The sequence below is a fragment of the Bradyrhizobium sp. UNPA324 genome, assembly GCF_006658635.1.
GTDB lineage: Bacteria > Pseudomonadota > Alphaproteobacteria > Rhizobiales > Xanthobacteraceae > Bradyrhizobium > Bradyrhizobium nanningense.
On sequence record NZ_LFJD01000004.1, the window covers coordinates 626071 to 644402 of the forward strand.

General features: G+C 64.8%; 15 protein-coding genes. 6 read left to right on the forward strand and 9 right to left on the reverse strand.

What is annotated here, in order from left to right; genetic code table 11:
* The first annotated feature begins 268 nt into the window (after nucleotides 1–268).
* On the forward strand, nucleotides 269–748 hold the full coding sequence (locus tag UNPA324_RS02935; RefSeq protein ID WP_128921444.1) for a MarR family winged helix-turn-helix transcriptional regulator: 480 nt from the start codon (nucleotides 269–271) through the stop codon (nucleotides 746–748).
* Between the two features lie 92 nt (nucleotides 749–840).
* Here the strand turns inward: UNPA324_RS02935 and UNPA324_RS02940 are convergent, their stop codons facing one another.
* The gene (locus UNPA324_RS02940) at nucleotides 841–1746 is read right to left on the reverse strand and encodes an alpha/beta hydrolase family protein (protein WP_349630194.1); all 906 of its coding nucleotides are present in this window, start codon (nucleotides 1744–1746) and stop codon (nucleotides 841–843) included.
* Between the two features lie 1007 nt (nucleotides 1747–2753).
* On the opposite strand from UNPA324_RS02940, the gene UNPA324_RS02945 reads away from it, so the two are divergent.
* The 3 genes from UNPA324_RS02945 (at nucleotide 2754) to UNPA324_RS02955 (ending at nucleotide 6567) form a co-directional block, all read left to right on the forward strand.
* Entirely contained in the window at nucleotides 2754–3818 is a 1065-nt protein-coding gene (locus UNPA324_RS02945) for a ketopantoate reductase family protein (protein ID WP_141933393.1), read from the forward strand.
* A gap of 315 nt (nucleotides 3819–4133) precedes the next feature.
* Nucleotides 4134–4952 carry a YkgJ family cysteine cluster protein gene (locus UNPA324_RS02950; protein ID WP_141933396.1) on the forward strand — a complete coding sequence of 273 codons (819 nt, stop codon included), beginning with the start codon at nucleotides 4134–4136 and terminating at the stop codon, nucleotides 4950–4952.
* 103 nt (nucleotides 4953–5055) lie between these two features.
* Nucleotides 5056–6567 carry a helicase HerA domain-containing protein gene (locus UNPA324_RS02955; protein WP_141933397.1) on the forward strand — a complete coding sequence of 504 codons (1512 nt, stop codon included), beginning with the start codon at nucleotides 5056–5058 and terminating at the stop codon, nucleotides 6565–6567.
* A 214-nt stretch (nucleotides 6568–6781) separates the two neighbouring features.
* Here the strand turns inward: UNPA324_RS02955 and UNPA324_RS02960 are convergent, their stop codons facing one another.
* The 8 genes from UNPA324_RS02960 to UNPA324_RS02995 form a co-directional block, all read right to left on the reverse strand.
* Entirely contained in the window at nucleotides 6782–7522 is a 741-nt protein-coding gene (locus UNPA324_RS02960; RefSeq protein WP_128921439.1) for an ABC transporter ATP-binding protein, read from the reverse strand.
* Nucleotides 7519–8364, reverse strand: a complete 846-nt coding sequence (locus UNPA324_RS02965) for an ABC transporter ATP-binding protein (RefSeq protein WP_181769270.1) — start codon at nucleotides 8362–8364, stop codon at nucleotides 7519–7521. The genes UNPA324_RS02960 and UNPA324_RS02965 overlap by 4 nt, the downstream gene beginning before the upstream one ends.
* The gene (locus UNPA324_RS02970; protein ID WP_141933400.1) at nucleotides 8364–10187 is read right to left on the reverse strand and encodes an ABC transporter permease; all 1824 of its coding nucleotides are present in this window, start codon (nucleotides 10185–10187) and stop codon (nucleotides 8364–8366) included. The genes UNPA324_RS02965 and UNPA324_RS02970 overlap by 1 nt, the downstream gene beginning before the upstream one ends.
* A 54-nt stretch (nucleotides 10188–10241) precedes the next feature.
* On the reverse strand, nucleotides 10242–11399 hold the full coding sequence (locus tag UNPA324_RS02975; protein WP_141933401.1) for an ABC transporter substrate-binding protein: 1158 nt from the start codon (nucleotides 11397–11399) through the stop codon (nucleotides 10242–10244).
* A gap of 72 nt (nucleotides 11400–11471) precedes the next feature.
* Entirely contained in the window at nucleotides 11472–12050 is a 579-nt protein-coding gene (locus UNPA324_RS02980; RefSeq protein WP_141933403.1) for an alkylhydroperoxidase domain protein, read from the reverse strand.
* A 15-nt stretch (nucleotides 12051–12065) separates the two neighbouring features.
* Nucleotides 12066–12665 carry a CMD domain protein gene (locus tag UNPA324_RS02985; RefSeq protein WP_181769638.1) on the reverse strand — a complete coding sequence of 200 codons (600 nt, stop codon included), beginning with the start codon at nucleotides 12663–12665 and terminating at the stop codon, nucleotides 12066–12068.
* Nucleotides 12666–12702: 37 nt separating this feature from the next.
* Nucleotides 12703–13737, reverse strand: coding sequence for a putative FMN-dependent luciferase-like monooxygenase (locus tag UNPA324_RS02990; RefSeq protein ID WP_141933409.1), 1035 nt, complete (start codon nucleotides 13735–13737; stop codon nucleotides 12703–12705).
* Between the two features lie 141 nt (nucleotides 13738–13878).
* Nucleotides 13879–14673 carry a MetQ/NlpA family ABC transporter substrate-binding protein gene (locus UNPA324_RS02995; RefSeq protein ID WP_141933411.1) on the reverse strand — a complete coding sequence of 265 codons (795 nt, stop codon included), beginning with the start codon at nucleotides 14671–14673 and terminating at the stop codon, nucleotides 13879–13881.
* A 582-nt stretch (nucleotides 14674–15255) separates the two neighbouring features.
* Between UNPA324_RS02995 and UNPA324_RS03000 the strand changes: the two genes are divergently transcribed.
* Both UNPA324_RS03000 and UNPA324_RS03005 read left to right on the forward strand, forming a co-directional pair.
* Nucleotides 15256–17043, forward strand: coding sequence for a peptide ABC transporter substrate-binding protein (locus tag UNPA324_RS03000; RefSeq protein WP_128921432.1), 1788 nt, complete (start codon nucleotides 15256–15258; stop codon nucleotides 17041–17043).
* Between the two features lie 1011 nt (nucleotides 17044–18054).
* Nucleotides 18055–18332: Arm DNA-binding domain-containing protein (locus UNPA324_RS03005; RefSeq protein ID WP_141938662.1), on the forward strand; the 278-nt coding region annotated here is incomplete at its 3' end.

The following is an 18332-nucleotide window of genomic DNA, read 5'->3' on the forward strand; positions in this document are numbered from 1 at the left end:
ATGCTGAATAAAAAGTAAAAAGCCCTCAGGGGGCATCCCGAGGGCTTTCTTGGAGGTCTCACATCGCCGTCCGTCGACAGGGTCAAGAGCAGCAAAGATTGAGTGCGACGAGACATAATTTAATTAATTGCTTTTTGCAAGCATCAAATGGTCGGACGGTTTCGGCCTCATCACGACGGAAATCTGAGACGCCCTCGGAATATGCCGTTAAAAGACTGATTCAAGAGCAATAAGAAGGGATCAACGCCGAAGCGGGGGGCAAAGCCACATGATCGAGAAAAAACTCGACAGGGCGATCACGGACTTCATCTGGAACGTCGTCGAAATTCACGCGCAGCTGGAGGACATCCACGCAAGTTGGGCCGGACTGCTGGGCATTACCCAGCCGCAATGGCTGATCATGATGGCCATCACCGAGCTGGACGAGGGGCGCGGCGTCGCCGGCATCGAGATCGCGAACAAGTTGCGGGTCCATCCGGCTTTCGTCACCAACCAGACCAAGACCCTGGAAAAGAGCGGCTTGCTATCGCGACGGCCGGCAGCGGACGACGCCCGCTTCGTTCTGATGTCGCTGACGGCGAAGGCGAAGACGGAGATCGAGAAACTATCCAAGAGAAGGCTCGCCTTGAATTCGACCATGTTCAACGAGCTCGACGAGAAGACTTTAGCTGAACTGAATGGCGCGCTCGCTACGATCGCCAGGAACGCCCGGCTGGCGGCTCGATTGCTGGCGATCGACGCGTCGTAATCCGCAAATGTCCGGGACAGACTGAGTGCCCGAGCCGAACGCTGACGTCGTCGCGCCGCGTCAGGATAGCGCGCCGCTTATGCCCTGACCGGCTAGAGGTACGTCACGGGTTCATGCGGACGGGCCGCACCAAGCTTGCTGTCGAGCCATTCGAGAACGAAGTCGTCGAGGGCGATGAAATTCTCGACCTCGCCGAGTGGGTGCGACACGTTGTTGGGGACGACGACCGAGCAATCCGCTCCGGTCTGCCGATAATCGGCCTGCAGCTCGAGAGCGTCCTGCTCCCATATCATGGAGCGACTCCCGACGATCATGAGCAGCGGGCACGGCAGCCGACGCGACGGCAGCAACGAACCCGTCGAGGCGCCGTCAGGGGCGGCCTGTCCGAAGCCGCTGATCCAGCGTAGCGAGGCGCGACGCATGCGCGGCGTCAACAGGCCGCCGTCGCACACCGCGGCCGCGATCCTGCGATCCGAGAGGGCAAGGCGGGACGCATGACAGGCGCCCGTCCCTTCGCCGTAGATCGCGATCCGCCGCGGGTCGACATCGGGGCGCCCCTGCAGATAGTCCAACCAGCACTGAAGCCTGTGCACCGGCTTGAAGGCGCGATGAACCGTCGAATTGCCGGCATCGACGAGCAGCAGCGACATGGTCCCGCAGAGCGAGGCCGGCAACAGCCGGCTCATCATCGAGCCCAAACTGATGTCCTCGTCACTGACGCAGATCACCGCCGGCGCGGAAGGCCCATGACGGAGCGCCGGCAGAAAGAAGCCAGCCAGCACCCCTTGATCGAAGCAGTCGATCTTGACGCGCTCGATCGCCAGACCAGCCTCTGCCTCGAAGCCCCTCAGGCTGATGCCGACCTCGTCAGCGAGGTCGGCACTTGCGACATCACCCGGGCAGGACAGACGTCTGACGACTTCGAGGGCCGTCAGCGAACATAGCCACGCTTCCCGCGCAATCTGAGCGGAGCCGGTGTCGTGCGCGGATTCGGCCAATGCCCGGTAGTCGTCTGCGACCCTCAGCCAGTCCGAAATCCACAATTGCCGGTCCGTCTCACGCCCGAGCTCCGCGACGGACAGGCTTGCGAAAAATTGTGACGCGCGATCCCGCAAGCGAGCCAGGCTTTGCCCGGCGCCGTCGCACGAGCCGTAAGGCCAATGATCACCTTCCATGTCAGCCCCCGAACGGCGCCGTCAACGATTGCCCGGACTTGCGTCCAGATCCGCCGGCCTCACGTTCTGTGCAGCGCCTCGAGGCGACGAGACCCACCCCGACAATCGCTACATCCTCGCTTCGCGCGGCGGAGGCTCTGCGCGGGACCGCCGGTATTCCAAACGAGCCGACCCGAGGCTGGCTCAACTCAATCGTCACGTCCCAGCTCCATCGCTGACACATAGTTGTTTGCCCGCGTAGACCGCCACGCTTGCGATTCGGGCCCGGTCGTTTCTTGTTGCGATCGGCGAATAGAAATGACTTCACTTCGCCGACCGAAGAGACATGCCTGCCTAGGCCGTCATTGTGAAACCACGATATGGTGAGCGATGCGGCGGATTGTCGCTTCGTCAATGCGCGCTGCGGACGTGACAAGACGATGACGGCGATACCGGCCAACGTGCCGATCATTGGCACGCGAAGCGTGACGACGTGTGATCGCACCTCACGGTGAGCCGGGACGAGCGCGACATCAGACAGATCGGAATTCGGTAAAGCCGTACAGCATTGGCGAGCGGACTGACGGCGGCAGGTACCGAGGCTTATCGGTCGGGCGAGAAACGAGCGCCCATGGCCGGATCGAGTGCCGCGCAAGGCGGGAGTCCCTGCCGGCGGACGTAATGATCGTCGAATCTTTCTTCGCTCCATCCAGGCGAGGCCGATTTCGGCGCCGCCTTGTATGCATTATCCCAGTTGCCATCCTCGCGGACTTCGCTTTACATGCCGGCAACTCGCCCGCCGGATGACGGCCGGGGCTCAAAAATCGCACAAATTGTCAAAGGGACGGAGCATGGCGCGCAACATATTGATTCTCGGGGCTTCTTACGGCTCCCTGCTGGGCACGAAGCTGCTGATGGCCGGGCACAACGTGACCCTGGTCTGCCGCGCCAAGACCGCGGAGCTGATCAACCGAGAAGGTACCGAGGTACGCATCAAGCTGCGGGACGAGGCGGTGCACCGGGCGATCTTCTCGCGCGATCTGCCCGGCAAGCTCGACGCCGTGACCCCGGCCAATGTCGATCTCTCCCGCTACGATATGGTTGGCCTTGCGATGCAGGAGCCGCAATACACCAACCACACGGTGCGCGTTCTCATGGTGAAGATCGCCGCGGCGAAGCTGCCGTGCCTGTCGATCATGAACATGCCGCCGCTGCCCTATCTGAAACGGATTCCGGCGCTCGCCGACATGGATCTGGAAGAGGCCTACACCAATGCGCAGGTGTGGGAGCGGTTCGAGCCGGGGCTGGTGACGCTGTGCTCGCCCGACCCGCAGGCGTTCCGTCCGCCGGAAGAAGCCGCGAACGTGCTGCATGTCGGCCTGCCCACCAACTTCAAGGCGTCGGTGTTCGCCGACGAGAAGCACAACAAGGTGCTGCGCGAGTTGGAGGCCGACATCGATGCTGTGACGCTCGACGGCCACGATGTGCCGGTGAAGCTGAAAGTTTTCGATTCCCTGTTCGTGCCGCTGGCGAAATGGTCGATGCTGCTGACCGGCAATTACCGCTGCATCACGCCGCACGAGCCGCAATCGATCCGCGATGCCGTGCACGGCGATCTCAAGCGCTCGCAGACGATCTACGACCATGTCGATGCGATCGCGCGCCGCCTCGGCGCCGATCCGCAGGACCAGGTGCCCTTCGCGAAATACGCCAAGGCCGCCGAGAGCCTGCTCAAGCCGTCATCGGCCGCGCGTGCCGTCGCAAGTGGCGCGCCCTTCATCGAGCGCGTCGACCTCCTGGTGAAGCTGATCTCGCATCAGCTCGGCGTGCCCAATTCCGAGATCGACCGCACGGTCGACACTGTGGACCAGAAGCTGAACGAGAAGATCGTGCAGGGCGGATCCGGCGCGCAGTAGGCGCGCCGGTACGTGTGACCGGATCGGGATGCGCGGGCAATGTGCTGGGTTCCGGCGAGGGACCCCACTTCCGTCATCCGGCAATGACGCCGCGGATTGCATTCATCGGCAACGACGCGCTCAATCCGACGATTGAGCTGGGACCGTTCCCTGTGTGACGCAAATTTGGCGGATGCGATCACTCCGGTCCGAGCGTGAGCAACATAGCCTTGTGAGCAACATAGCCTTGTAAAACCGCCTGTGTTACACGGCGCTTTCCGGCATGGATGGGCCGTGCCTGCATCGGGATCCAGGACAGACAGAGAAGCAGAAGTAATGGATCAGACGATGCTGAGCGTCGTCCGCGCGGTCGAGGCAGGCGCGACGACCATGAAGGGCGTGATCGACGCCACCGGGCTGTCCCGTCTCAAGATCGAGCGCGCGTTGAACGCGCTGGAGAAGCAGAAACTGCTCGTGCGCGACGGCCAGGGCTTCAAGGCGGCCGGCGTGCCGAAGACGACGCCGCTGGCCCGGCAATGCGGGTCGTGCAACGCCTGCTGCGATATCCTCGAAGTGGCCGCCGTCGACAAGCCGGTGAACCAGCTCTGCAAGCACTGGCAGACCGGCACCGGCTGCACCATCTACGACCGCCGCCCCCAGATGTGCCGCTCCTTCGTCTGCGCCTGGCTGCAAGGGCATCTCGACGATGACTGGTTCCCGGCGAAGTCGGGCATCATCGTGCATTTCAGCCAGGATGCCGTGAACGTCACGGTCGACGACCATTGCCCCGATCGCTGGCGCGAGGAGCCTTATTTCAGCAAGCTCGCCGAATGGTCGCTGAACGGGATCAGGCGGATCGGAAACCGGGGCTATGCGACCCTCGTCGTCTCCGGCGCCGACCGCTTCCTGCTGCTCGGACGCACCATCGTTCCCGAGCCGACGCTGTTCGGCACGGCTTTCGTGCCGCTCACGGCCGACACGTTCCGGTTCTGGCGGGCAACATCGCCGGAGCATTTGCAGCGACTGCACGAACGCATCGCCGAGATGGAGCGGATCAGGCAGGAATTCGGCTCCTGCCTCATCCCCGCAAACGAGGACGACGATCCGCAACCGCCCTATCGGCCCGCACTTCTACGGCAATCGAGCCACGCCTGAACGCCGCCGTGGGCAACGCGGCATGATCGACCCGTGCCGCTCGACGCGCGGCGGCGGGATTGATAAGCCGCTGTCCGCGAATGACGGGACTTGAGTCGGGGACATGACGGTTGCAATCGAGATGGGGCAGACCACGGCAGGCGCCGCGGCCGCCATGGACCTCGAGGAACTGCTGGCGACCCGCCTCCTGGTGCAGGGCAATTCGGGCTCCGGCAAATCGCATTTGTTGCGGCGGCTGCTGGAACAGAGCGCGCCCTGGGTGCAGCAGGCCATCATCGACCCCGAAGGCGATTTCGTCACACTGGCCGAGCGCTTCGGCCATCTGGTGATCGCAGCCGAGGATCACACCGAGCGCGGTCTTCAGGTCGCCGGCGAGCGCGCGCGGCTGCATCGCGTCTCCACCGTGCTCAATCTCGAGGGCCTCGACGCCGAGAACCAGATGCGACGCGCCGCCGCGTTTCTCGGGGGGATGTTCGACGTCGACCGCGACCATTGGTATCCGATGCTCGTGGTCGTCGACGAGGCGCAGCTGTTCGCGCCGGCCGTGGCGGGCGAAGTCTCGGACGAAGCGCGAAAGCTCTCGCTCGGCGCCATGACCAATTTGATGTGCCGCGGCCGCAAGCGTGGCCTCGCCGGCATCATCGCGACCCAGCGGCTGGCGAAGCTCGCCAAGAACGTCGCGGCAGAAGCCTCCAACTTCCTGATGGGCCGGACCTTCCTCGACATCGACATGGCGCGCGCCGCCGATCTGCTCGGCATGGAACGGCGGCAGGCCGAAGCCTTTCGCGACCTCGAGCGCGGACAATTCATGGCGCTGGGGCCTGCGCTGTCGCGCCGTCCGCTACGCCTGAACATCGGCCCGACCGACACCTCTCCGCGCAATTCGACGCCGCGGCTGATGCCGCTGCCGGAGGCGACCACTGAAGATATGCGCGCCGTGATCCTGGCCGCGCCGCCGCCCGATGCCAGCCGGCCGCAGCGCCGGCCGGCGCCGGATCTGCTGGAGCAGCTTCGCGCCGCGAAGGCCGCCGCCCCGGTGATCCAACCGGCAGCGGTCGAGGTGCCGGTCAGTGCCGAGGAGCTCGCCGAGCGGCGCGAGCGCGTGGACCGTACGCTGCGTGCCGTGCTCGCCGCGCCCGACGCCGGCTTCCGCGCCATCGGCGTGCTCTATCAGGAGTTCGTGGTTCGCTGCCGCATCGAGGGCCTCGGCACGGCGGTGCCCGATCTCAACGAATTCCGCCGCATGCTGACCCATGCGCGCGCCGGGCTCGGCGCTGATCTCACTGAAGATGACGCCTGGCAGGATGTCTCGCTGCGAGCGTCCATTTTGCCGGACGACATGCAAGGCGTATTCATGATGATCGCGCGCGCGGCCAAGGAAGGCTGGCCCTGCCCCGGCGACGCCGCGATCGCCCGCGCCTACGGCTCGCATTCGTTGCGCCGGGCGCAGCGGCTGCTCGGCTATATGGAGGAGCAGGGCCTGATCGTGGTCCAGCTCGATGGTGGTGGACGCAGGATCGTGACGCTGGTCGAGCTGGCCTGGGCCACGGCCCCCGGCGATCCCAATGGCGATGACCTGCCGGCCGAGCAAATCGCGAGCGCGGCGTCGGCCTGAGTGCGGGACCTGAGCGCACGCCTCGTCCTTCGAGACGACCGCTTCTCGGTCTCCTCAGGATGAGGCTAAGTAGCATTGCTGCCCGTTGAAACCAGTGCCGCGCCCCCGGTCCTCATCCTGAGGGCCCGCCAACGGCGGGCGTCTCGAAGGATGGCCACAGGCGAACAATCTCCAAATTCGATCGCCCTGACGCAAGCGGGAGAGGTTCAGACCTCTACGCCGCCTCGGAGCCGCCGAGATAGGCATCGCGCACGCGCGGATCGTCCTTCAACGCGCGCGCCGGGCCTGACAGCACGATCTTTCCGGTCTGCAGCACATAGGCTTCGTGCGCGATCTCCAGCGCGAGGCTGGCGTTCTGCTCGACCATGAATACCGAGACGCCCTCCTGGTTGATGGTCCGGATCAGCTCCAGCACGCGATCGACATAGAGCGGCGACAGGCCCATGGTCGGCTCGTCCATCACGATCATCCTGGGACGGCTCATCAGCGCGCGCGCCATCGCAACCATCTGCTGCTCGCCGCCCGACAAGGAGCCGGCGCGCTGCGACAGCCGCTGGCCGAGCTTCGGAAACAGGGTGAGCATCCTGTCGAGATCCTGCGCGATCGCCTCACGATCGTTACGCACGAAGGCACCCATCAGGATGTTCTCGCGCACGCTCATCTCCGCAAACAGCCGCCGCGCCTCCGGCACCGAGGCGATGCCGCGGCGGACGATCTGCGGCGTCGTCAGTCCGACGAGCGAGGCGCCGTCGAACGTCACCTCGCCCGAGCGCGGTTTCACGAGGCCAAGGATGATCTTCATCGTCGTCGACTTGCCGCTGGCGTTGCCGCCGAGTAGGCAGACGATGTGGCCGCGCGCGACCGATATCGACAGGTCGAAATGCACCTGGGCCTGGCCGTAGAACGTGTTGACGTTGGAGAGCGCCAGCAGCGCCTCGGGCGACGCGTTCGTCATGCCGCGCTCTCCTGCTCCGCCGTCCCTGACAGCCCGTGGCCGAGATAGGCCTCGATCACCTTGGGATCGCTCCGCACCTGTTCGCCCAGTCCTTCTGCGATCTTCTTGCCTTCGTCCATGACGATGACGCGGTCGGAGAGGCGCATCACCATCTCCAGCTTGTGCTCGATCAGCAGGATGGTGAGCCCTTCGGCCTTCAGCTCGGCGACGAGCGCTTGCATCTCCGCGGTCTCGGTCGGGTTCATGCCGGCGGTCGGCTCGTCGAGCAGCAACAGGCGCGGCTTCAGCGCGAGCGCGCGCGCGATCTCGACGCGGCGGCGGTTGGCGTAGGACAGGCTATAGGCGGGCTGGTCGACCCGGGGCAGCAGCCGCTCGCCGAAGTGGGCGAGGATGGCCTTGACCTCTTCGCGCAGCCGCTCTTCCTCCGCCTTGACGCTCGCTGGCCGCAGCAGCGCCAGTCCCAGTTCAAGCAGCGGGCCGATCACCGGGACCGCCGGCTTCACAGCACGCAGCCGCGTATGCGCACCGATCAGGACGTTGTCCATCACGCTGAGATTGCCGAAGACGCGGCCGAACTGGAACGTGCGCGCGATGCCTTCGGCCGCGAGCCGCTCCGGTGATAGGCCGGTGATGTCCTGGCCTTCGAACTGAACCGCACCCGCGTCGGGCCGATCGAGCCCTGTGACCAGATTGAACAGCGTCGTCTTGCCGGCGCCGTTCGGGCCGATGATGCTGACGAGCTCGCCTTTGGCGAGATCGAGATTGATGGCGTCGACGGCGGTGAGGCCGCCGAAGCGGCGCGTCAGCCCGCGCAGGGACAGCATGGGAGACTGCTCCGCCATCAGATCGTCCCCAGCAGGCCCTGCGGCCTGAACCGCACCAGCAGCAGCAGCACGATGCCGTAGATCAGGATGCGATACTCCGCCGCGATCCGGAACATCTCGGGCAGTCCGACCAGCGCCACCGATCCGAGAATAGCGCCGACGACATTGCCGAGACCGCCGAGGATGACGACGGTCAGCGCCAGGATGGATTGCTGCGTGTTGAAGGTCTCATGGTTGATGTAGGAATACAGATGCGCCGCGATGCCGCCGCTGATGCCGGCGGCAAAGCCGCCGAAGATGAAGGCCAGCGATTTGTAGCGATTCAGGCTGAGGCCGTAGGCGCGCGCGGCGATGTCGTCGTCACGGATGGCGCGGAAGCTGCGGCCGAGATGCGAGGTGAGCAGCCGCCCCTGCAGCAGCGCCAGCACGACCATCACCGCGAGACTGAACCAGTAGATCGAGGTCGGGCTGATCAAATCATAGCCGAACAACGACAGCGGCGGGATGCCGGAGATGCCGATCGGGCCGCGCGTGACGCTTTCCCAGTTCAGGATCACCAGCGAGACGATCTCGCCGATGGCAAGCGTCGCGATCGACACATAATGCCCGCGCAGGCGGAACGAGGGTGAAATCAATGTGGTGCCGAGTGCAGCACTCATCAGCCCGCCGCCGATGATGGCGAGGCCGACTGGGACGGCGAAGGTCAGCGAGAGCAGCGCTGACGTATAGGCGCCGATCGCGAGCAGCGCGGCGTGTCCGAGCGAGACCTGGCCGATCGTGCCCGCGACCAGCGTCAGGCTGAGCGCGAGCATGCCGAGCAGCCAGGCGTTGATCAGGGTCTGGAGCACGTAGAACGACACCGGGAACAAGGGCAGGATGGCAAAGATCGCCGCCGCAACAGCCAAGGCCCAGCGCGGAATGCGCACGGGACGGCTCGGCGCGATGAAGGTGCCGGTGAGCGGCTCGGGCGGGGCCTGCCGCGCGCTGGCGAACAGGCCGTTCGGCCGCAGCACGAGCACGACGACGAGCAGCAGGAACGCGAACAGATTGCGGTAGCTGGTGCCGAACACGGCGACGCCATAGCTTTCCACCAGTCCCAGCAGCAGGCTGCCGACGACAGCACCGGGCACATTGCCGGCGCCGCCGACGACTTCGGCGACGACGCCCTTGAGCGTCGCCTGCAGGCTCATCGCGGTGTCGATCTGGTTGTAGTACATGCCGACCAGCATGCCGGAGACGCCGCCGAGCGCGGCAGCGATGCCGAACACCGCCTGATTGACGCGGTTGACGTCGACGCCCATCTGCATCGCGGCGTCGCGGTCCTGCGAGGCCGCGCGCACCGCCCAGCCGAGCTTGGAGTAGCGCAGGAACACGAACAGCAGCAGCGCGCTGGTGATGCCGACGCCGGCGATCAAGAGGTCGAGCGGGCCGATCGTGCCACCACCGACCTGGAAGCGCACGTCCGGCAACTGGCTCGGCAGCGCCCGCGGATTGGGCGAGAAGGTCAGCATCACCAGTTGATCGAGCACGAAGCTGATGCCGATGGTCGCGAGCAGTGGTGCGATCCGCACCGAGTTCTGCAGCGGCCGCAGGCCGAACCGCTCGATGATCAGCCCGACGAGTGCGGCAGCCGCAGCCACCACGATGATGGTGAGCGGCAGCGGTGTATGCAGCTTCACCACCGCGACCCAGCCGATATAGGCGCCGACCAGATAGATCGAGCCTTGCGCGAAGTTGATCAGCCGGCTGACGCCGAAGATCAGCGCCAGCCCGACCGCAACCAGGGCGTAGACATTGCCGACGATCAGCCCGTTGATGGTGTAGTCGAGCCAGGAAGACACGCAGCGTTCCTACTGAGGGGAGAACGGGCCGAAGCGGATGCTCAGGCCATCAGGTCAGGTCGGCTTGCCGTCCCAGAGCTCGAACTGGCCCTTGCGGACGACGAGCTCGGCATTCATGGCGCCCTTGACGCGGCGGCTCTCGACGTCGAACGTAGCTTGGCCGAAGATAACGCTGGAGACGTCCTTCACTTTCGCGAAGGCATCGCGGATCGCGCGGCGGTCGGTGCCGCCGATCTTGACGACCGCGGCGGCCATGTTCATCGCATCATAGGAATAGGCGTTGAAGGCATCGGGCTCCTGCCCGCCATACTTGGCCTTGAAGCCCGCGATGAACTTCTTCACCTCGGGTCTGGGATCCTGGGGGAAATAGCGCGTGCCGAGATGAACATCCTCGACCGCCTCGCCGCCGAGCTCGATGAATTTCGGCGAGTAGACCGAGCTCGCGGCGCAGATCACCTGCTTGAGGCCGACTTGCCGCGCCTGACGCGCGATCAGCGCACCGTCGGAATAATAGGAGATCAGGATCAGCCCGTCCGGATTGGCATCGCGCACGCGCACCAGCGTGGAGCGGAAGTCGCGCTCCTCCGCGATATAGCCCTCGGTCACCGCGACCTCGGCGCCGTATTCCTTCGCCGCCTTGACGAAATAGTCGCGGCTGGTGCGGCCCCAATCGGTGTTGAGGTGCAGCACTGCGAGCTTCTTGAGGCCGAGACGCCTCACCGCATAGGCCGCCAGCAGCGGCTGCTCGTCGGCCTGGCTGACGGACGTGCTCCACATGAAGTCGCCGCCTTTGGTAAAATCGGGGTGCGAGTTGGTGAAGCCGAATTGCACGAGGCCGCCGCGCTGGTAGATCGGCGAGGCCGCCATCGAGGCGGGGCTGGAGAAATCGCCAAGCTCCATGACGATGCGGGGATCGGACACGAATTTCTGGGCGATCGCCACCGATTGGCGTGGATCGCTCTGGCTGTCCTCGAACTGGTAGGCGAGCTTGCGCCCGTTGATGCCGCCCGCGGCCATGATCGCGTCGAGCGCGAGATCAAAGCCCTGCTTCCACTGCGTGCCATATTGCGCGTTCGGTCCCGTCAGGGGACCGCTGACGCCGAGCAGGATCGGTTCGGACGATTGTGCGAAGGCACCGCGCGAGAAGGCGGTGCCCGCCATCATGGCGGCAAGCGAGCCCTTCACCAGGCTACGACGATCGATGTTGCTCATGCACGGCTCCATCCACTCAGGTGTTGAAACGCCAGTTTAATAAGGCAGCAATTCTTGTGCCGGCGAGATCGGCTATTTCGAGGGCTCTCCGAACGACAGCATCAGCCGGTTGGCCCAGTTGAAGAACGAGGCGCCGTTGATGACATCGACGATCTCGGCATCGTCGAGACCGGCGCGGCGCAGCTCCGCGATGTTGTCGGGCCCAAACGCGATCGGCGTCGCCGCCAGCGCGACCGAGGCTTTCACGATGGCGTTCCAGCGCTCGCCGAGATCGGCCCCGACGCCCTCGTCGAGCAGACGCTGCACGTCCTCGCGGCGCTTGGAATAGGTGCTGGCGAAGCGCGCATGCACGGAGGCGCAATAGATGCAGCCGTTGTAGCGCGAGGTCGCGGCAGCGGAGAGCTCACGCTCGGCACGCGGCAGGCCGTCGGCGACGTTGTAGAAGATGTCCTTGTCGGTCTTGGTGCGGGCTTCCAGCACTTCGGGATCGCGCACCAGGAGACGGAAATAGTCCGACTTGGCGCGGGCGCGATCGACCAGGCCGGCGTAGTGTCGCTCGGTCAGCTCGGCCTCGGGCAGCGGATCGATCCAGGAGACCCAACCGAGCTCGTCCTGGGTGAAGACGACAGGGGGATTGACGGCGGCGCTCATGATTGCGGCCTCCTCTTATGCGTTCACGGCTGCGAGCGTGCGCAGGCCGCTGACGACGCGCAGCTGAAACGACAGGAACGCGATGAGCTGGGAGAGGGTGACGATGCCGGTGGTCGACCAGCCGGCGTCCAGCAGCGCCTTCATGTCGGCGGACGCGGCGTCGCGGGGCCGAAACACCAGGAGATGGGCATGCTCGAGGGCCGCGACAAGCCGCGGACCGAGCGTGGCCTTGCGCTCCGCACTCACGCGAAAAATCAGGCCGGCCTTGTTCTCGATCGACAACGGGCCGGCCGGATACGCGCCATAGGGTCCTGAAGTCTTGCCCCGCTCGATCTCGACCTCGATCGCCTCGACGAGCGCTGCGGCTTCCGCGTTCGCTGCAAGCTTCTCGCGATAGAAGGCAGCGACGGGGGATTCGCCATGGAGCCCGGTCACGAAGGCTGCGACCGCGGCGCGTTCGACCAGCGAGAAATCGCTCGCGTCGATCGGCTCGAACAGCGAGAGATAGCTCGCTTGCGCATTCTCGCGCGCTTGCAGGCGGCGGGCGCGGATGACGTCGAGCGCCGAGCCCGGCTTGATCCCTGCGAGCGTGTCGATGATATCTGTTGTCGCCATCATTCAGCCTCGTGCAACGCGATCGCGTTCATAGCGGTTAACCTGCCAGCGCCACTTCGGGTGCCGTCCGGGTCCAGCCGAGCGCCGGCGCGACCTTCTCCGCGACCAGCTCGATCGAGCGCAGGACATGGGGATGCGGCGCATCGATTGAATGCACCTGGAACACGAGATCGGTTACCCGCTCCAGCGTGGCGTCGGCACGTAGCGAGGCGACGACGTGGTCGGCATCGCCGACATGGGTGTCGAATGCCGTGATCATCTCCTCCAGAGTCTCGCCCGGCTTGGCGTGGCCGCCCTTGAGGAATTGCGGCAGCGCTCGCCGCAGCCCGATATCGGCAAAGCGCATCGCTTCATGATGATCGTCGGCGACGAAGACGCTGCGTGAGGCCATGATGCGGGGCTCGGCTCCCTTGGGCAGCGCCTCCAGATATGCGTCGATCACCGGATTCTGGATCTCGGCAAGGGTGGCTGTCGGCGCCTCCCTGGTCCGCGGCTGGGTGCGCGACAGCAACAGGCCATCGCCCGCCTTGCCGGCACGGGCGCCGCCGGCCACCGAGAACGTGGCCTGCCAGATGCGCTTGTCCAGTTGCGGCCGCTGCGGATAGATCGTGTCGCCGCCATCGAGCGGCTTGCCGACCAAGGCGGTGCGGACGACCTCGAGGTTGCGGGCAAAGATCTCGTTGCGCTGGGCGCTGTCGAGGCCGAAGGCGGCGAAGGCCGACGGATTGCCGCCGGTGCCGACGCCGAGCTCGAAGCGGCCGTTGCAAAGCAGATCCAGCACCGCGGCGTCCTCTGCCACCCGTACCGCATTCTCGAGCGGCAGCGTAACGATGCCGGTGCCGAGACGGATGCGCGAGGTCTGGGCTGCGACGTAGCCGAGCAAGATGAAGGGCGACGGCAGGCCACCCTCACGTTCGTGGAAATGATGCTGCGCGATCCACGCGGAATCGAGGCCCGCTTTTTCGGCGCGCACGATCTGCTCGACCGCGAAGCGGTAGCGGTCCGCCGGAGGGGCCTCGTCGAGCAGCCGCGTGAAGAACCCCAGGCGTTTCAGGTTTGCAAAGCGTTTCATACGACCCCTGTCGGACGAGAATGGCGAGGCCCCCGATGATGTCGGTTACTGCTGCGCCAGACAAGCGGGCATTGCGCAAGGCTCATGCGCGGGGCTGTCCGCCGGGATCGCCCTGCGCTGGGCTTTGAATGGGCAGACTGCCTACCAGCTCGGCAGCACCGCGCCCTTGAACTTGGTGAGGACGAACTCCTTCACCTCAGGCGTGTGGTAGCTGTCGACGAGGATCTTGACCCAGGGCTTGTCCTTGTCCGCCGTGCGCACCGCGATCAGGTTGACATAGGGGCCCTTGGGGTCTTCGCGCAGGATCGGATCCTTGACCGGATCGAGCCCGGCCTGGGTTGCGTAATTGGTGTTGATCGCGGCGGCATCGACGTCGTCGAGCGCGCGCGGCGCCTGCGCCGCGTCGACCTCGATGAATTTCAGCTTCTTGGGATTCTCGGCGATGTCGAGCACCGTCGGCTTGAAGCCGACACCGTCCTTGAGCTTGATCACGCCCTTGTCGCGCAGCAGCAGCAGCACGCGGCCGCCATTGGTCGGATCGTTCGGGATCGAGACCTTGCCGCCCTCGGGAATGTCGGCGAAGGCCTTGTGCTTCTTCGAGTAGACGCCGATCGGGAAGTTCACGGTCAGGCCGACGGCCTCGATCTTGTAGCCGCGATCGGCCTTCTGGTTGTCCAGGTACGGCTGGTTCTGGAACGAATTGGCCTGTATCTCGCCGGCATCGAGCGCGGCGTTCGGCACGACGTAATCGGAGAATTCGATGAGCTGGATGTCGAGGCCCTGCTTGGCCGCGATCGGCTTCACCGCCTCGAGGATCTGCGCATGCGGCCCCGGCGTCACGCCGATCTTGATGGTCTCGGCGGAGGCCGAGGCCGACCAGACGGCGAGCACGGTTGCGAGGATCAGGGGAAGGCGAAACGACATCTTGGTCTCCATGGCGCGGCGAGAATAATTGGAACCGTATTCGCTTCTCCGTAGGCCGAAATCAATGAAATGGAAATCCATATTGAGTGCTTGTGGCGGGCCCGCGTTCTCCATTCGGCGGCAAACGCGAAACGAATGGACGGCGGCCGCGAAGCGTGAGGCGATCATGGCGACTCGACGCGCGGCGCGCGAGACTGGCGGCGCGACCCCAGCTGTTGAGTAAAGGCACTGCTGCTGTCGGCCGCGGCGATCGGCGTGGCCAGCGTCCGGTCGATGCCGGCTCCCCAAGGGCTCATGTGTGGCGATGGCGTGGCGGTTGCAATGAATCTCCGGGCGCTGCAACATCACGAAACTTGATGCGCCAGGAGCGATCGCGTTAGCGTTCCGGCGCGGCCTTAGAACTTCCCCAAGTTCACTTAAGTTCGCGCTGGATCGCCGCCTGGGTTTCTCAGGCGGCGATCCGGGTTCTTGGCCCGCACGGGCTCTCCACGTCGTCATTTCGTCGCAGGGCAGCCTTGCCGGCATTGCCGCCTCGCGCATGATGCAACATGATGACCGCCAGGGACGATTGTCTTCGAGGTGGAGGGTCATCTGATGAACGAGAACGAAATCCGGGGTCTGGTCGGACAGGTGAAGCAAGGCACGCTGTCGCGACGCTCGTTCATCCACAAGGTGGCCGCGGTCGGGATCGCGGCCCCGATCGCGAGCCAGATCCTGGTCTGGCACGACGTGGCGATGGCGGATGCCACGCTCCCGTACAAGCCGACCAAGGCCGGCGGCGGCGGTCCGCTGAAGCTGCTGTTCTGGCAGGCCCCGACCCTGCTCAATCCGCATTTCGCGATCGGCACCAAGGACCAGATGGCCTCGCGCGTGTTCTTCGAGCCGCTCGCCGGCTGGGACAAGGAGGGCAATTTGATCCCCTGCCTCGCCGCCGAGGTCCCGACCAAGCAGAACGGCGGCCTCTCGGCCGACGGCATGAGCGTGATTTGGAAGCTGAAGCAGGGCGTCAAATGGCATGACGGCAAGCCCTTCACCGCCGACGACGTCGTCTTCACCTGGGTTTACGCCGCGGATCTCGCGACGGCGGCCTACAGCACCGGGTCCTACAAGGACATCAAGGTCGAGAAGATCGACGACCATACGGTCAAGGTGATCTTCAAGGCGCCGACGCCGTTCTGGGCCGACCCGTTCGTCGGCTCGGTCGGCCAGATCCTGCCAAAACATCATTTCGGCGACTATGCCGGCGCCAAGTCGCGCGAGGCACCGGCCAACCTGAAGCCGGTCGGCACCGGCCCGTACAAATTCGTCGAGTTCAAGCCGGGAGACCTGATCCGGGCCGAACGCAATGCCGACTATCACATCAAGAACCAGCCGCATTTCGACACGCTCGAGATCAAGGGCGGCGGCGATGCGGTGTCGGCGGCGCGCGCCGTGCTGCAGACCGGCGAGTATGATTTCGCCTGGAACATGCAGGTGGAGGAGGAGGTGCTCAAGCGCATGGAGGCGGGCGGCAAGGGCAAGCTCGACATCACGCCCTCCGGCAATGTCGAGTTCATCATCCTCAACACCACCGATCCGTGGACCGAGGTCGACGGCGAGCGTTCGAACGCCAAGACCAAGCATCCGACGCTGTCCGATCCGGCCGTGCGCCGGGCGATCAATCTGTTGATCGATCGCGATGCGATCCAGAAATTCATCTACGGCCGCGGCGGCATCGCCACCGCGAGCTTCGTCAACGCGCCGAAGCAGTTCAAGTCGCCCAAGCTGAAATACGAGTTCAGCATCGACAAGGCCAACAAGCTCCTCGACGAGGCCGGCTGGAAGAAAGGCGCGGACGGCATCCGCGAGAAGGACGGCAAGAAGCTCAAATACGTGTTCCAGACCTCGACCAACGCGCCGCGCCAGAAGACGCAGGCCATCATCAAGCAGGCCTGCGAGAAGGCCGGCATCGAGATCGAGATCAAGGCGGTCACCGCCTCGGTGTTCTTCTCCTCCGACGTCGGCAACCCCGACACCTATTCGAAATTCTATGCCGACATGGAAATGTACAACACCACGCAGCCGCAGCCCGACCCGGAGCGCTTCCTGAACCAGTGCGTCTCCTGGGAGATCGCCACCAAGGAGAACAAATGGCTCGGCCGCAACATCTCGCGCTGGTCCGATCCCGAAGCCGACAAGGCCTACAAGGCCGCGCAGAACGAGCTCGACCCCGCCAAGCGCGCCGCGCTGCTGATCAAGGTCGACGAGACCTTTTGCGAGGCCAACATCTTCCTGCCGCTGCTCTCCCGCAACGTCGTCAACGCCCACGTCAACAACCTCATGGTCGACATGTCGGGCTGGGACGTCACGACGTGGAATCTGGCGGCATGGTATCGGGTCTGAGCGGGCCGGATGGACGTGCGTGTCCCGGACCAGCCGCAACGCATTGAGCGTTGCGGCGCAGAGCCGGGACCCAGGAGGAGGCACGTTGCGATGCCGCGACATAGGCCCCGGCTCTGCAGCGCACCGCCGAAGAAGCGTTGCGCTGCGTCCGGAGCATGAGAGCGGAGTGGGACGCACTGCTCTGTCCACACCGTCATTGCGAGCGTAGCGAAGCAATCCAGAATCCCTCCGCGGAAAGACTCTGGATTGCTTCGTCGCCAGCGCAAATTGCTTCGCAATTTTGTCGCGAGCTCCTCGCAGACGGCGTTTGAGGCGGCAGCTTGCTTCTCCAAATGACGCTGTCATTCCCCGCCTTCGCCGCGAAAGCGGGGAATCCAGTACGCCGCGGCCTCTCGGTTCGATCACTGCCGTCTCGGAGTGCTGGATCGCCCGCCTTCGCGGGCGATGACACTGTGTGCGTGGTGGCAGACGCGGCTTCGCAGCCTCGCGGCGCGTTTCGCCCGAGCTTTGCTTGGGTCTCCACCCTCTCAAAGCCAAGAAGGCGCAGGGAAGGCCGGGTGCCAGCGCGCACCCGCGGTCCGCTGCGCGAAAATGCACACGCAGGAAGAACCGCACAGCAGCATACAGGTGGTGCCGATCACTCGGCCTTCCCTGCGCGATGGTCGGACGGCTTATGCCGTGATCTCCCGGGAGCCGAACTTTCCTTCTGGCCTCCCTCGCCCCGCGAATTGGATGATGCAGTCCGCCCGGTTGGGCTCGCTCGCATCTTCGCAAGGCTTGACCGTAGCAACGACGGCCAGGACCACACGTCTATATTTTGGCATTCGGTGAGACCGGCTGAAACTAACAAAACCCTTTAAAACAAGCCCTTTTCGTCTAGCCTGTTGCAGGGCGCTTCGGCGGGTTTCGTCAAATCTAGGGCCCGGCCCTAAGGCTTTCAGCGTCCGCACGACAAACTGAAAGCCCAAAAGCCGAGCCCTTTGGTCCCAACCCTTAGGAGCCGAAACCGAAATGGATACTACCATCACCCCTGCCCCCGCTGGCAAGCGCGCCCGCAACGGCAGCATCATCCTGACCGACCGCCTCTGCCAGAAGCGCGTTGCCAAGCGGGTCAAATTCTACGATCGCAAATGCCCCGGCCTCTATGTCAGCATCACCACGGCTGGCGTGGCGACCTTCTCGTTCAAGTTCACCGATCGGGCGACCGGCAAGCAGCGAACCGGGTGGCTCGGCCTCTATAACCCCGAGACCTTCACCGTCGAGGACGCCCGGAGCAAGGTCTATGGCCT